Source organism: Carnobacterium sp. FSL W8-0810 (assembly GCF_038007125.1).
In the GTDB taxonomy this organism is placed as follows: Bacteria; Bacillota; Bacilli; order Lactobacillales; family Carnobacteriaceae; genus Carnobacterium_B; species Carnobacterium_B inhibens.
Map to the genome: position 1 here is coordinate 237,375 of NZ_JBBOWO010000001.1, position 14,392 is coordinate 251,766.

Sequence of the window (14,392 nt, forward strand, 5' to 3'; positions counted from 1 at the left end):
TCACCTCTCTTGGTTAGTTGTAAACTTTCTTTTTTATACATTATTCTGCTTCTTTTAATAAAATATTTCCAGTTGTTGTTTCTAATTTTAATACCAATAGTTGCGTATCTGCTACTCTTCTAAATTCTAACAATTGACTTGTACGGTCTTTTCTTTCTTTAAGTGTTTCAAGGTGATCGATACGGTGTTGAATCGTTCCTAAATTACTTTTCGCTTCGCCTTCTACACTGTAGTTTTTAGGGAAGGATACTTTCACACTGCCATTTACAGAAGAAGCGTCCATACGAGTTAAATCGTCACCTTCTAAAGACACTTTTACTGTTCCATTAACGGTTGAAAGATTTCCGCTCTTAATATTTCCACGTGTAACAATTCCGCCATTTACACTTTTTACCATTAAATCTCTCACAGTACTATCTAACACAGTGACTGTCCCATTGACTCCATCAGTTTCTAGCATGGTAGCAGTCAGATCTTGGAAGAAAACATTTCCGTTTGTACATTTAACATAGAAATCTTTCCCTTCAAATTCTTCAAATTTCACATTTCCATTTAAAAGATTGATAGCTGTATAATCATACATTCTTTCAGGAAGATAAAAAACTAAATCACAACGTATACGTTTATTTGGTACGTGGAATAACATTTTTTCATCTGTTACTTCAACAGTACTCCGTTTTTGGAAAGCTTCTAGAGGAGTAACTGTATCTAATTTACCATAAATCTTAATATCTGCTTCAATTTTGATATCTTGGCTATCCCAATTTTTAAATAATACGTTCCCGTTTGCAACTTTTACATCAATAATGGATGCAGAACTTTCAGGATAATGAAATTCATGGGTAAATTTAGTTGAAGCTAAACCAGGAACACGAACATTTACATCTTTCCAATCCATGTTTTCCATTACTGTAGAGAAAGTTTCTTTCATAAATTTACCGAATTGGTTACCTGTATCGACTACTTTACCAGTAACTTGATTCAACGTTTCATTTGCTGTTTCTTTCCAGTCTTCTGGTATCTCGAATTTTTCTGAAATTTGTTTCTTTTGAGTTCCCCATTGTTTTCTTTTTATCGTTTTTAAATGGTCCTCTAATTCAGTTTTGTCTTCTTCTAAATCTTCGAGTTGAGCCTTTAATTCGTCAATTTCATTTTTCATTCGATTCATTTCAGGCATTTTTTCAGAATCTAACTCATCTAAATCTTCCTTCGTTTCAAGTACCATCAGTTTTTCTTGTACTAATCTAAGTTTGCTTTTGATTGTCGCAATTTCCAGATTTTTTTCATCTATTTTAACGGAATAAGTTGAGGCTTCATTTGATAAGCTCTCTAGAATTTTTTCAAGCTGTTCACGATCTTTTTGTTCTTCCTTAGAGAGCACTTCATCTTGATCCTCTTCTTCAGGGTTTGGAAATTCTGGATCATGTGACGGTTCTTCATGATGAGCTTCTTCAGGTTTTTTAGGTGGAATCGGTGGTGTCGGTTTGTGTTCTTCATTCTGAGCATGTGTTTGTTCTTTTTTAATAGCTTCTTTGCCTTCTTTTTTTGCTGCATTTTCCAGCAGAACTAAAGCTTCTTCAGTAGAGATAATTCCTTGTTTAACTAATTCGAGTATTCTTTCTCTTTGTTTCATGTTCATTTCCTCCTTAATATTTTCCAGTTTATCTAATAGTAATTGACTTATAATAGTAATGGTTGCATGCTTTTTTTATACTATGCCTTGTTTATATTATTATTATGCGTCATCCAAGTAAATTTGTCATAGGACTTAAGTACGATTTTACTGTCGTTACATAGTCTGAACACTAAGCGGGAGGTCAATACTTTCATATTCAGTTTAACATGAAAGTATTTTTTTATAAAAAGAAACAACTAAAAAAGATACATCCAATTATAACCTAGTCGGATGTATCTTTTTTTGGTGTTAGTCTATCCCGTTACATTTTTTCACGTTTTTTATCTCTTTTTAGAATGTCATTCAGGTACTGACCAGTAAAACTTTTCTTAACTTTTGCAACTTCTTCTGGTGTACCCGTAGCGATAATAGTACCGCCGCCAGCTCCGCCTTCTGGACCCAGGTCAATAATATAATCGGCTGTTTTAATAACATCAAGATTATGTTCGATAACTAATACAGTATTTCCAGCCTCTACTAATCGATTCAATACTACTAATAAACGGGCAATATCATCTGTATGCAATCCTGTTGTCGGTTCATCTAGGATATAAAAATTGCTTCCATTAGAACTTTTTCGTAATTCACTTGCTAGTTTCATCCGCTGAGCTTCCCCACCAGATAGTGTCGTAGCAGGTTGTCCAAGAGTTACATAACCTAAACCGACATCAATAATCGTTTGGATTTTTTTACGGATTTTTGGCACATTCTCGAAAAATACAACTGCTTCTTCAACAGTCATATTCAAAATATCAGAAATGTTTTTACCTTTATACTTAACTTCTAAGGTTTCAGAGTTGTAGCGAGTCCCATGACACACTTCACAAGGAACATAGACATCAGGAAGAAAATGCATTTCTATTTTTAAAATACCATCTCCTCTACATGCTTCACAACGTCCACCTTTTACATTAAAACTAAATCGGCCTTTTTTATATCCTCTTATTTTTGCTTCATTTGTTTGAGCAAACAAATCACGGATATCATCAAATACACTCGTATATGTGGCTGGATTACTTCTTGGAGTACGTCCTATTGGGCTTTGGTCAATATCTACTACTTTTTCCAACCCTTCATGCCCTACCATTGATTTATATTTCCCTGGTTTTTGTTTTGACCGATTCAAGTCACGAGACAATGTTTTTTTCAAAACAGAGTTTATTAAAGAACTTTTCCCCGATCCTGAAACACCTGTAACTGCTACAAAACGTCCTAGAGGAATATCAACGTCAACATTTTTCAAGTTATTCTCAGCAGCACCTTTAATGCGAATAGAACCTTTATCTTCTGTCCGACGTTCTTTAGGAACAGGTATGAATCGTTTACCGGACAAATAGGCTCCAGTTAATGATTTCTCATTATTTGCTACTTCATCTGGTGTTCCTATGGCCATGATTTCTCCGCCTTTTTCACCAGCTCCAGGTCCTATATCAATCAAATAATCGGCCGCTCTCATAGTATCTTCATCATGTTCCACAACTATCAATGTATTGCCTAAATCACGCATCTTTTGCAAGGATTCAATCAAACGATTATTGTCTCGTTGGTGCAATCCGATTGAAGGTTCATCTAATATATATAAAACACCTGACAAATTAGACCCAATCTGAGTCGCTAAACGTATGCGCTGAGCTTCTCCACCAGATAACGTTCCAGCCGTTCGACTTAATGTTAAATAATTCAATCCAACATTGCGCAAGAAACTCAAGCGGTCGTTTACTTCTTTCAAGATAGGCTTAGCAATCATCGTTTCTTGCTCAGTCAGAGATAAGTCAGTGAAAAAATTAATTGATTCTTCAATTGGATAGTCACACACTTCACCAATATCTTTACCAGCTACTTTTACAGACAAAGCTTCTGGATTTAATCGTTTCCCTTTACACGTTTGACACGGCAGTTCAGTCATGTACAACCGCATTTGATCTCTTGTAAAATCACTGCTTGTTTCACGGTATCGTCTTTCAATATTAGTTAAAATACCTTCAAAAGGTATATCAACATCACGCACACCGCCAAAATCATTTTTATAATGAAAATGGAACAATTCTCCTTTAGATCCATTTAAAATCACTTCTTGATCTTCCAACGATAATTCTTCAAACGGAATCGTTTGATCAATTTTAAAATGTTTACATGCTTGTGCTAACATTTGAGGGTAATAATTCGAACTGATAGGATTCCAAGGTAAGATAGCACCATCCTTTAATGACAGGCTTCGATCTGGAACAACCAAATCAATATCCACTTCTAATTTTACACCTAATCCATCACAATCCGGACATGAGCCAAACGGTGCGTTAAAAGAAAATAAACGAGGTTCTAATTCTCCAACGGTAAATCCACAATACGGACAAGCATAATGCTCACTAAAAAGAACTTCCTCTAGACCCATGATATCTGCAATAGCGTATCCATCTGCTAAACGCAAAGCAGCCTCAAATGAATCAAATAAACGCGAACGGATCCCTTCTTTTATGACGATCCGGTCAATGACGATTTCAATATCATGCTTTTTATTTTTTTCTAATTCGATTTCATCAGAAACATCATACATTTCTTTATCTACACGGACACGCACATAGCCTTCTGATTTAATTTTTTCAAAGACTTTTTTATGCTGCCCTCTTTTTCCAACAATAACTGGAGCTAAGAGTTGAATTCTCGTACCTTCAGGGTATTCTAATATTCGATCAACCATTTGTTCAACAGATTGGCTAGAAATTTCAGTTCCATCATTTGGACAAATAGGATGGCCAATACGAGCATACAACAGTCTCAAGTAATCATTGATCTCTGTCACTGTACCGACAGTAGAACGTGGATTCTTACTAGTTGTTTTTTGGTCAATTGAAATTGCTGGGCTTAAACCGTCTATGCTGTCTACATCTGGCTTATCCATTTGGCCCAGAAACTGGCGAGCATAAGCTGAAAGGCTTTCGACGTAACGTCGTTGTCCTTCAGCATACAAAGTATCAAAAGCTAGGGAACTTTTACCTGATCCCGATAATCCTGTCACAACAACTAACTTATCTCTGGGTATTGTAACATCAATATTTTTCAGATTATGTGACCGTGCACCTTTAACAGTAATTTTATCATGCGCCATTTGCTTACTTCCTTTTTAGTTATTTTTAACGTTTATCTATCTATATGTTTAGTTTAACGAAAACACAAAAAATAGGATAGCAACATGCACCCTATTATTATCCTATTAGTTTATCATAATTCATTATTTTTAGCGAACGTTTGTTCATATTTAATCATTTATAGCATCTGAAACGATTCTTTGTGTTATTTTTTGTAATTGATCTTGATTTGTAAAGTTTCCACTTAATAGATCAGGCAATACTTCTGTTAAGAAATAATGTGCACTAGCTAGATGTTTAAATTCTAAAATCGTTTTTAAAGACTCTTCATATATCTCAGTAAAGACACGTTCCGGATTTCCTTTTTGGATTTCACCAAATGATTCATAAAGTAAATCTACCTTGTCTGAGACCGATAAAATTTGGCCTTCTAATGTATCATCTTTCCCTTCTTTTAGACGTTCAAAATAAGCTGCTTGAAATTCTGCTGGAATTTCTTTTTTGATAAAATTTTCGGTCATCGAATCTTCTACATCTGCCAACATTTCTCTTAATTCAGGTGTTGCATATTTAACTGGCGTTTTTATATCCCCTATAAACAGTTCTGTGTAGTCATGATTGAGTGCTTTTTCATAAAGTGCGCGCCAATTCACATCATTTCCTGCTTGTTCCTCTACGGTTCCTAAGAACTGAGCAATTTGTGTCACTTTAAAAGAATGTGCTGCCACAGAATGATCCTCATATTTAAACTTTCCAGGACAGCGAAAGATATTTTCTAAATCACTTAAACTTTTAATGTATTGATGCATTCCCATTTCACTTCATCCTTCCACATGGTAAATTTTCATTATCCTAACACAGAACACAAAAGAAAGCAAAAGAAGCTTGAGTTCTAAAGTCCTATCCAATAAAACAGAAAAAGACTGGAATAGACTCCAGTCTTTTTCTGTTTTATATTAAGGGAATATTTTTATTATGAGTATTTAGTTCAACGACTTTACCAGAATTTAAATAAACGATCCATTCAGAGATATTCGTCACATAGTCGCCGATTCTCTCTAAGTATCCAGCTACAAGCATGTAATCTGAACCACCTAGTACAATTTCTGAATCAACTTTCATGTGTTCAATACAGTCATGATGGATTTTTTTCGCATCTTTATCTACTGCTCGGTCACTTAAAGCTACTTTTTTAGCTTTTTCAGCATCAAAGTTTACATACGCATCTAAAACCTCTTGAACCATTACCTTAACTTTTTCAGACATTTCAGCAATTTCTGCTTCTACTTCATAAATCCGTTTGTTTCCTTTTACTCGAATAGTTGACTTTGCGATACTAACGGCATGATCTCCCATTCGTTCAAGATCCGCACAAGCTTTCATCACAGTTACGATTTTTCTTAAATCAGTTGTGACAGGTTGTTGCAATGCAATCATCTCGAAACATTGTTTTTCTAAATCAACTTCATGTTTGTTAATTTCCACGTCTTGATTGATTACTTCTTGAGCAAGTTCTTTATCATGATTTACAAAAGCTTTTACAGATTTATAAATAGCTTCATTAACCATTTTACCCATTTCGAAAAAATGAACGTGCAAATCATTTAGTTCCTCTTCAAATACGCGTCTCACTTTTCATCACTCCTATACCATTTTCTTAATTATGCAACGAATTATCCAAAACGTCCAGAAATATAATCTTCTGTTTCCTTTTCTCTAGGGCTGGTGAAAATTTGTCTTGTCTCCCCATGCTCAATTAAATGACCATTCAAGAAAAAGGCTGTATTATCTGATATCCTTGAAGCTTGTTGCATATTATGAGTAACAATAATCATTGTGTACTCATTTTTTAGTTCTAATAGCATATTTTCAATCTTAGCGCTTGAGATGGGGTCTAGTGCGCTTGTAGGCTCATCAAGCAGAATAACAGATGGTTCAATTGCTAATACTCGTGCAATACATACCCGTTGTTGTTGTCCACCTGAAAGTGAGAGTGCACTTTTATGCAATTTATCTTTAACATCTTCCCATACAGCTGCTTTTTTCAGACTATCTTCAACAATTGCATCCATTTTTGCTTTGTCTTTCATACCTGCAATTTTCAAACCATAAGCAACATTTTCGTATACAGAAAAAGGAAATGGATTAGGTTGTTGAAATACCATACCAACTTTTTTCCTTAACTCAACAGTATCCATTTTAGGACTGTAGATTTCTTTATTTTCAAACTTTACATTTCCTGTAATTGTTACATTTGGAATTAAATCATTCATACGATTTATGGTTCTTAAAAATGTTGATTTCCCACAACCACTAGGTCCAATTAATGCTGTTATCTCTTTTTCTTTAAAATCTAACGAAACGCCTTTTAATGCTTCATTTTTCCCATAATATAAATGAACATCTTTAGATTCAATAATAAATTTTTCACTGCTCACGGTTTTTCCTCCTAACCAAAATGACCGGATACATAATCTTCTGTTGCTTGAATTTTTGGACGAGTAAATACTTTTCTCGTTTCATCATACTCAATAACATTTCCAACATAAAAGAAAGCTGTATAGTCACTGATTCTTGAAGCTTGTTGCATGTTGTGAGTAACAATAATGATTGAATACTCTTCTTTTAATTGCAACAATGTTTCTTCTACTTGACTAGTAGAAATTGGATCTAGTGCACTAGCTGGTTCATCTAACAACAAAATATCTGGTTTAAGAGCAATCGCTCTTGCAATACAAAGACGTTGTTGTTGTCCACCAGATAAGGCTAAAGCACTCTTATTTAATTGATCTTTTACTTGATCCCATAAAGCTGCTTGTTTTAAACTTGTTTCTACTGCTTCATCTAAAGTATTTTTATCTTTGATTCCGTGTCTTTTTAAAGCAAAAGTAATATTGTCATAAATTGATTTACTAAAAGGATTGGGACGTTGAAATACCATTCCAATATTTTTACGCATTTCATAAACATCGACATTTGAAGCATTCACATCAATGCCTTTATACATAATTTTTCCGGTTACTTTTGCAGACTCAATTTCATCATTCATACGATTTAAAGAACGCAAGTAAGTAGATTTCCCACATCCGCTTGGTCCAATGAGAGAGGTAATCTTATTTTCTTCAAATTCCAGCGAAACACCTTTAATGGCTTCATTTTCTCCATACCATACATGTAGATCTTCAGTGGATAAATCAACACTTTTATTGTCGTTCATTTTTATAATATTTGTCTCTAAGTTAGCTTGATTGGGCATTCCTTAAATCCTCCTTGTCTAACTGAATCCTTATTAAACACTGTGTTTATTAAGCAGAAGTAGCTTTCTTTTGTAGTTTTCTTCCTAAATAACGAGCCACTAAATTAAATAACAATACTGCAATAATTAGAACCGCAGAAGCTCCTGCTGAAACTTGTTCTCCATCCGGCATAACACCTTCACTATTGATTTTCCAGATATGAACAGCTAAAGTCTCAGCTGGTCTCATGATATTTAATGGACTAGTGATTGATTGAGGATTCCAGTTTGTAAAATCTAATGCAGGTGCACTTTGTCCAGCAGTGTAGATCAAAGCAGCTGCTTCACCAAAAATACGCCCTGCTGCTAAAATCATACCAGTTAAAATACCAGGTAATGCTGCAGGCAGAATGATGCGAGTAACGGTTTCCCAACGAGATAATCCTAACGCTAATCCAGCTTCTCTTTGCACGCCTGGTATAGCCTGTAAGGAATCTTCTATCGTTCTTGTTAACAAAGGTAAGTTGAAGATTGTTAACGCCAAAGCTCCAGAAAGGATTGAAAAGCCAAAATCAAATTGGATAACAAAAATCAAGAATCCAAATAGTCCCACAACTACAGACGGTAAAGAACTCAACACTTCTATTGCTGTTCTAATAATATCTGTTAGCCAATTTTGTTTTGCGTACTCTGATAAATAAATAGCCGCTCCCAAAGCTAATGGTGTACTAATAAGCATTGTTAAAAACAATAAATAAAATGAATTGAACAATTGAATTCCGATCCCACCGCCAACTTGAAAAGATTTTGCTGGTTGGGTTAAAAATTCCCAAGAAATCTGTGGTACTCCACGCCATAATATAAAGGCTAGTAAACTGAACAAAATAAGAACAATCATAATAGACAATGCATATAATACGCCGACTGCGAATTTATCCCATTTTTTTGCATTCATTATTTCATAGCCCCTTTCTTACCGATCCAACGCGTTAAGATATTAAAGAATAGCGCCATGACCATTAGAATAAGAGCTAAAGACCAAAGAACATTATTTTCTAATGTGCCCATAACTGTATTTCCCATACTCATGGTTAAAATACTTGTTAACGTTGAAGCTGGTGTAACTAAGCTTCCTGGCATTAAAGCTGCATTACCAATAACCATTTGAACAGCTAAAGCTTCTCCAAACGCACGAGCCATCCCAAAAACAACTGCTGTTAGTAAGCCAGGCATTGCACTTCTTAATACAACTTTATAGATTGTTTGCCATCTGGTTGCACCCATAGCTAATGAGGCTTCACGATAATGTCTGGGTACGGAGTTCAATGCATCGACTGCCATACTTGTTACAGTTGGCAAAATCATAACAAATAATACAAAAGTAGAAGATAAAATACCAAATCCAGTACCTCCAAAAATAGAACGTACAAACGGAACAATAACCGTTAATCCAATAAATCCATAAACAACTGATGGGATTCCCACCAATAATTCAACTACTGGTTGTAAGACTCTTTTACCTGTTGAAGGCGAAATTTCTGTCATAAAAATAGCAGCTCCAATTGCAAAAGGTGTTGCTAATACAGCTGATAACAATGTTACTAAAAATGATCCGGTAATCATTGGAAGTGCTCCTACAAGCGGTTGACCGTCTTCCCCTACATTACCTGGACTCCATACTGAACTTGTTAAAAAGTTCCAAAAAGAAACATCATCTACAAAAAACGTAGAGAGGCCTTTACTTGTAACAAAATATAAAATGGATGCGACTACACATACTATGATAGCGATACAAATAAAACTAATACTTTTTCCTATTTTTTCCAGTCTGCCTTTTTTTGAGTTTCCAAGTAATCTTTCTTGAATCTCTTCCAAAAGAAACCCTCCTCTTTTTTCAAATCTAACAAATTGAAAGACGGCTTTTCATATCGAACAGTCGTCTTTACTGGTATGGCATCACTTCTGTTGTTGATGGCCATTATTCATTCGTTTACTCTACGGGGATTGTATTTCCCTCAACATCTCGTTGAATTTCCATTTGGCTAGTCGGAATGTATCCTAATGCTTCAATCAGTGTTGATTGGATCTCTTCAGATAAAATATAGTCAAGAAAATCCTTTGTTAAACCAGTTGGTTCCCCATTCGTATACATATGTTCATAAGACCAAATTGGCCAATCATTTGTTTTTACATTTTCATCTTTTGGTTCTACTCCATCTATCGATAAAGCAACAACATCATCATTTACATATGAGAAAGCAACGTAACTGATTGTACCAGGAGTATTGGCAACAATTTGGCGCACTGTCCCACTAGATTCTTGTTCTTGTGTAATAATACTATTTTGACCTTCTTCTAAAACCCATTGTTCAAATGTTGCACGTGTTCCACTACCAGATGCACGATTTAATACCGTTATCGGCAGATCATTTCCGCCTAGTTCTGACCAATTCGTTATTTTCCCTGTAAATATTTTATTTAACTCTTCTATACTGATATCTGTAACTCCAGTGCCGGGTGTAACGATCGGTGTGATTCCTACAACAGCTACACGATGATCCACTAATTTAGAAGCATCTATGCCGTCTTTTTCTTCAGCAAAAATATCTGAATTTCCTATTTCTACAGCATCTGCAGCGATTTGGCTCAGACCTGTTCCACTACCTCCGCCTTGTACATTAATAAACTTCCCAATATTTTCAGAACTGTATTGTTCACCGGCAGCTTCCACAAGTGGTTGCAAAGCAGAGGATCCGACTGCAGTAATGGATTCTTCTTCTACTACAGGTCCACATGCCGTTAGAATAAATCCAAACGCAAGGGTTAACATAAGCCGACTATTTTTTAGTTTCATTTTATACCTCCTAGGCATTTACCTAAATTACATACTTCTTAATAATAACGTAATCTCAAAAAAGTTAAATAGGGTAATTGTAAAGTTTGTGTAAAGGCATATTACACCTTATTATTATTCTAACTTTTTTAAAATAAAAGAGCAAAGAAAAAAGCGCCAAAACAGAGTTTTCTCTGTATTCTGACGCTTTACATCTTCTCTGCTTACCCAATCATTAAAAAGCTAAAATGAGAATTTTTTTACTTTCTCCCAATTTTATTTGCACTTAATTTTTATTAAACTCCTCATTGATTTTTCAACAAAAGCTTTTATCTAAAACTCACTTTTTACTTGTATTCAATTCAACTACTTTACCTGTTTTTAAATAGACGATCCATTCGCAAATATTAGTCACGTAATCACCGATACGTTTTAAATACCTTGCTACTAACATATAATCTGTAGCACCTAAAACTAATTCAGAATCTACTTTCATTTCATCAATGCATTGTTGGTAAATCGCATAAAATTCATTGTCTATATCGTTAATAGCCGTTGCTAACTCTTTAGCCTTATTGGCATCTTCTTTAATATAGGCTTCTAACACACCTTCAACCATTACTTTTACTTTTTCTGAGAGTTGAGCGATATCCGCTTCGACTTGTGGTACTCGTTTTGTCCCTTTAACTCGAATAGTAGATTTTGCCACACTTACTGCATGATCTCCCATTCTTTCTAAATCAGCACTTGCTTTCATTACTGTCACTATTTTTCTTAAATCACTTGTAACAGGTTGTTGCAATGCAATCAGTTCAAAGCATTTTTTCTCTAACTCAGTTTCTCGTGCATTGATCACTACATCGTTTTCGATAACTTGTTGGGCTAATTCTTTATCGTGGTTAGTAAATGCTTTAACTGATTTATAGATGGCTTCATTCACCATCATACCCATTTCTGAAAAATGAACATGTAAATTGGCAAGTTCTTCTTCATATATTTTCCTCAATTTATTTCCTCCATTTTCTAGTTTAATGATTATCCAAAACGACCAGAAATATAATCTTCTGTTTCTTTTTGTTGCGGATTTGTGAAAATCTTTCTCGTTTCTCCGGTCTCGACGATTTTCCCATTTAAGAAAAAGGCTGTTTTATCTGAAACACGAGAAGCTTGCTGCATGTTATGCGTCACCATTACGATTGTATAATTTTCTTTTAAAACTGTCACTAGTTCTTCAATTTTAGCAGTCGAAATCGGATCTAATGCACTTGTGGGTTCATCCATCAATAAGATTTCAGGTTCAACCGCTAGTGCACGTGCGATGCAGATCCGTTGTTGTTGGCCACCGGATAAAGACAACGCATTTTTTTTCAAATCATTTTTTACTTCTTCCCAAATGGCAGCTCCTCTGAGGCTTTTTTCAACTAACGCATCTAGCGTCTTTTTATCTTTGATGCCATGTGTTCTCGGTCCATAAGCAATATTATCATAGATGCTCATTGGAAATGGATTAGGTTGTTGAAAAACCATACCAACTTTTTTTCGCAATACATTAACATCAAAGTCTTTCTTGTAGATATCTTCTTCATCTAAAAGGATATCTCCTTTAATCTTACATCCTTCAATTAAATCATTCATTCGATTCAAACTTTTGATCAGCGTTGATTTTCCACAACCAGATGGTCCAATAAAGGCTGTAATTTGATTTTTAGGGATTTCTAAATTCACATTGTGCAACGCTTGAAAATCATCATAAAATAGATTCATATTTTTTATACTTAGTTTACTCATTATTTTGTCCCCTTTGTCAGTCTATTGCTCAAGAATGTTGACAACCCATTAATGATTAAAACAAATAAAATCAGAACGACCCCAGTCGCGTATGATTCGTTTACATGCATGCCTTCACTGGATAGAACATACATGTGCAGAGCCAAAGTTCTTCCTGAAGAGAATAGACCGCTTGGCAAATTTGTTGAACTTCCTAATGTATACAATAGCGCCGCGGTTTCTCCAACTACTCTTCCACTTGCTAGAATAACTCCAGATAAGATACCTGGCATAGCAACTGGCAGAATAACTTTGAAAATCGTTCTCAATTTCCCTGCTCCTAGAGCAAAACTTGCTTCCCTCAATGAATCATTTACTGATAATAATGCCTCTTCCGTTGAACGAATGATCAACGGTAAAACCATAATGGTTGACGTTAATACTCCAGCTAAAACAGAATACTGAAAGTTTAGGAAAGTAACGAAAAACAACATCCCAAACAACCCGTAGACGATCGAAGGTACAGCCGCTAAAGTATCTGTCGCAATACGGATCAGACCAACAGCTTTGTTTCCTTTTTTAGCGTATTCAACTAGATAGAACCCTGTAAATACACCAATAGGAGTTGCTATCAGTAATGTCATACCTACTACAATAAGTGTTGTAATCAATGATGGCATTAATGATACATTGTCAGTTGTGTACTTCCATGCAAACATTTCAGGAGTAAGAAATGGAATCCCTTTAATTAAGATAAATAATACAATGTAAAATAAAGATCCAAAAGTTAAGGCTGCTGCTGTATAAATTAGACCTCTCATTAATTTACTAGCCATGATTATCTAGCCCCCTTTTTCTTAATAATCAAGAAAGTACCATTAATAATCAAGATGAATACAAACAGTACAACTGCAGTTGCAATAAGGGCTTCTCTATGTGAACCACTTGCATAAGCCATTTCTAATACGATATTTGTTGTTAAAGTTCTCACACCTAACGTTAAACTCTCCGGCATGATAGGCTGATTTCCAGCAATTAACACGACAGCCATTGTTTCGCCAATAGCACGCCCAATTCCTAGAATAACAGACGAAATGATACCTGATTTAGCAGCTGGAACGACTACTTTCATGACAGACCGTTCATGGGTAGCACCTAATGCCATACTCCCAGTATAGTAACTTCTGGGAACTGCTCGAATAGAAGATTCGGATAATCCAATTATCGTAGGAAGAATCATGATTCCTAATAACAGGATAGCCGTCAGCATGTTCATACCTGTTCCGCCAACTAAATGACGCATGATAGGAACGATTGCTTGTAAAGCAAAGAATCCATAGACAATAGATGGAATAGCAGCCATCAAGTTAACAGCCGGTTTCAAAATTTTATGCAGCCACACTGGACAAAACTCTGCCATAAAAATAGATGTCAAGATACCGATAGGCACACCAACAATAATTGCACCTAAAGTCACTGCTAAGGATCCCATGATCATTGGTAAGATGCCAAACGATGCAGGTGTATTAGAAGGTGCCCATTTTTGACCAAATAAAAAGTCTAGCACTCCATATTCCACCATAAAAGGAACGCCGCCTGCAAAAATAAAGATGCAGATTAAAACGATAGCTAAGACTGATGTCAATGCAGATACAAAAAAAACACCTTTCATAAACCCATCTAATTTTTTCGTCTTCATATTGTTCTCCTTTAACATAAAACAGAATAAATCATTCATAAATACAGTCCTTTTCAATTGTATTTATGGATAATTGTAAATTTTTTACCTACTTTTA

General features: G+C 35.1%; 13 protein-coding genes. All 13 read right to left on the reverse strand.

Annotated elements, in window-relative coordinates; translation table 11 throughout:
- Positions 1 to 40 precede the first annotated feature (40 nt).
- Positions 41 to 1,633, reverse strand: coding sequence for a daptomycin-sensing surface protein LiaX (gene liaX / locus NST49_RS01230; protein ID WP_341046635.1), 1,593 nt, complete (start codon positions 1,631 to 1,633; stop codon positions 41 to 43).
- A 304-nt stretch (positions 1,634 to 1,937) separates the two neighbouring features.
- Positions 1,938 to 4,781: an excinuclease ABC subunit UvrA gene (uvrA, locus tag NST49_RS01235; RefSeq protein WP_023176843.1), complete on the reverse strand. Its 2,844-nt coding sequence runs from the start codon at positions 4,779 to 4,781 to the stop codon at positions 1,938 to 1,940.
- Positions 4,782 to 4,931: 150 nt separating this feature from the next.
- Positions 4,932 to 5,576 (reverse strand): HD domain-containing protein, encoded by a 645-nt coding sequence (locus NST49_RS01240; protein WP_023176841.1) that lies wholly within the window; start codon positions 5,574 to 5,576, stop codon positions 4,932 to 4,934.
- A 136-nt stretch (positions 5,577 to 5,712) separates the two neighbouring features.
- Complete coding sequence (gene phoU, locus NST49_RS01245) at positions 5,713 to 6,393, reverse strand: phosphate signaling complex protein PhoU (RefSeq protein WP_251166391.1); 681 nt, start codon at positions 6,391 to 6,393, stop codon at positions 5,713 to 5,715.
- A gap of 41 nt (positions 6,394 to 6,434) precedes the next feature.
- Positions 6,435 to 7,199: a phosphate ABC transporter ATP-binding protein PstB gene (gene pstB / locus NST49_RS01250; RefSeq protein WP_023176838.1), complete on the reverse strand. Its 765-nt coding sequence runs from the start codon at positions 7,197 to 7,199 to the stop codon at positions 6,435 to 6,437.
- An 11-nt stretch (positions 7,200 to 7,210) separates the two neighbouring features.
- Positions 7,211 to 8,017: a phosphate ABC transporter ATP-binding protein PstB gene (pstB, locus tag NST49_RS01255; RefSeq protein WP_023176837.1), complete on the reverse strand. Its 807-nt coding sequence runs from the start codon at positions 8,015 to 8,017 to the stop codon at positions 7,211 to 7,213.
- Positions 8,018 to 8,066: 49 nt separating this feature from the next.
- On the reverse strand, positions 8,067 to 8,951 hold the full coding sequence (pstA, locus tag NST49_RS01260; RefSeq protein ID WP_034538189.1) for a phosphate ABC transporter permease PstA: 885 nt from the start codon (positions 8,949 to 8,951) through the stop codon (positions 8,067 to 8,069).
- Entirely contained in the window at positions 8,951 to 9,871 is a 921-nt protein-coding gene (gene pstC / locus NST49_RS01265) for a phosphate ABC transporter permease subunit PstC (protein WP_023176833.1), read from the reverse strand. Before pstC (NST49_RS01265) ends, pstA (NST49_RS01260) begins: the two co-directional genes overlap by 1 nt.
- A gap of 115 nt (positions 9,872 to 9,986) precedes the next feature.
- The gene (locus NST49_RS01270; protein WP_034538187.1) at positions 9,987 to 10,850 is read right to left on the reverse strand and encodes a phosphate ABC transporter substrate-binding protein PstS family protein; all 864 of its coding nucleotides are present in this window, start codon (positions 10,848 to 10,850) and stop codon (positions 9,987 to 9,989) included.
- Positions 10,851 to 11,169: 319 nt separating this feature from the next.
- On the reverse strand, positions 11,170 to 11,835 hold the full coding sequence (phoU, locus tag NST49_RS01275; RefSeq protein WP_023176830.1) for a phosphate signaling complex protein PhoU: 666 nt from the start codon (positions 11,833 to 11,835) through the stop codon (positions 11,170 to 11,172).
- A gap of 29 nt (positions 11,836 to 11,864) precedes the next feature.
- Positions 11,865 to 12,617 carry a phosphate ABC transporter ATP-binding protein PstB gene (pstB, locus tag NST49_RS01280; protein WP_034538185.1) on the reverse strand — a complete coding sequence of 251 codons (753 nt, stop codon included), beginning with the start codon at positions 12,615 to 12,617 and terminating at the stop codon, positions 11,865 to 11,867.
- On the reverse strand, positions 12,617 to 13,432 hold the full coding sequence (pstA, locus tag NST49_RS01285) for a phosphate ABC transporter permease PstA (RefSeq protein WP_023176826.1): 816 nt from the start codon (positions 13,430 to 13,432) through the stop codon (positions 12,617 to 12,619). The genes pstB (NST49_RS01280) and pstA (NST49_RS01285) overlap by 1 nt, the downstream gene beginning before the upstream one ends.
- 2 nt (positions 13,433 to 13,434) lie before the next feature.
- On the reverse strand, positions 13,435 to 14,295 hold the full coding sequence (gene pstC / locus NST49_RS01290; protein WP_034538180.1) for a phosphate ABC transporter permease subunit PstC: 861 nt from the start codon (positions 14,293 to 14,295) through the stop codon (positions 13,435 to 13,437).
- Positions 14,296 to 14,392: the final 97 nt, after the last annotated feature.

Coding starts and splice junctions, on each gene's coding strand:
- uvrA (WP_023176843.1), bottom strand. CDS start 4,781: ATGGCGCATGATAAAATTACTGTTAAAGGTGCACGGTCACATAATCTG.
- pstB (WP_034538185.1), bottom strand. CDS start 12,617: ATGAGTAAACTAAGTATAAAAAATATGAATCTATTTTATGATGATTTT.
- pstA (WP_023176826.1), bottom strand. CDS start 13,432: ATGGCTAGTAAATTAATGAGAGGTCTAATTTATACAGCAGCAGCCTTA.
- NST49_RS01270 (WP_034538187.1), bottom strand. CDS start 10,850: ATGAAACTAAAAAATAGTCGGCTTATGTTAACCCTTGCGTTTGGATTT.
- pstB (WP_023176837.1), bottom strand. CDS start 8,017: ATGCCCAATCAAGCTAACTTAGAGACAAATATTATAAAAATGAACGAC.
- pstA (WP_034538189.1), bottom strand. CDS start 8,951: ATGAATGCAAAAAAATGGGATAAATTCGCAGTCGGCGTATTATATGCA.
- NST49_RS01240 (WP_023176841.1), bottom strand. CDS start 5,576: ATGGGAATGCATCAATACATTAAAAGTTTAAGTGATTTAGAAAATATC.
- pstC (WP_034538180.1), bottom strand. CDS start 14,295: ATGAAGACGAAAAAATTAGATGGGTTTATGAAAGGTGTTTTTTTTGTA.
- liaX (WP_341046635.1), bottom strand. CDS start 1,633: ATGAAACAAAGAGAAAGAATACTCGAATTAGTTAAACAAGGAATTATC.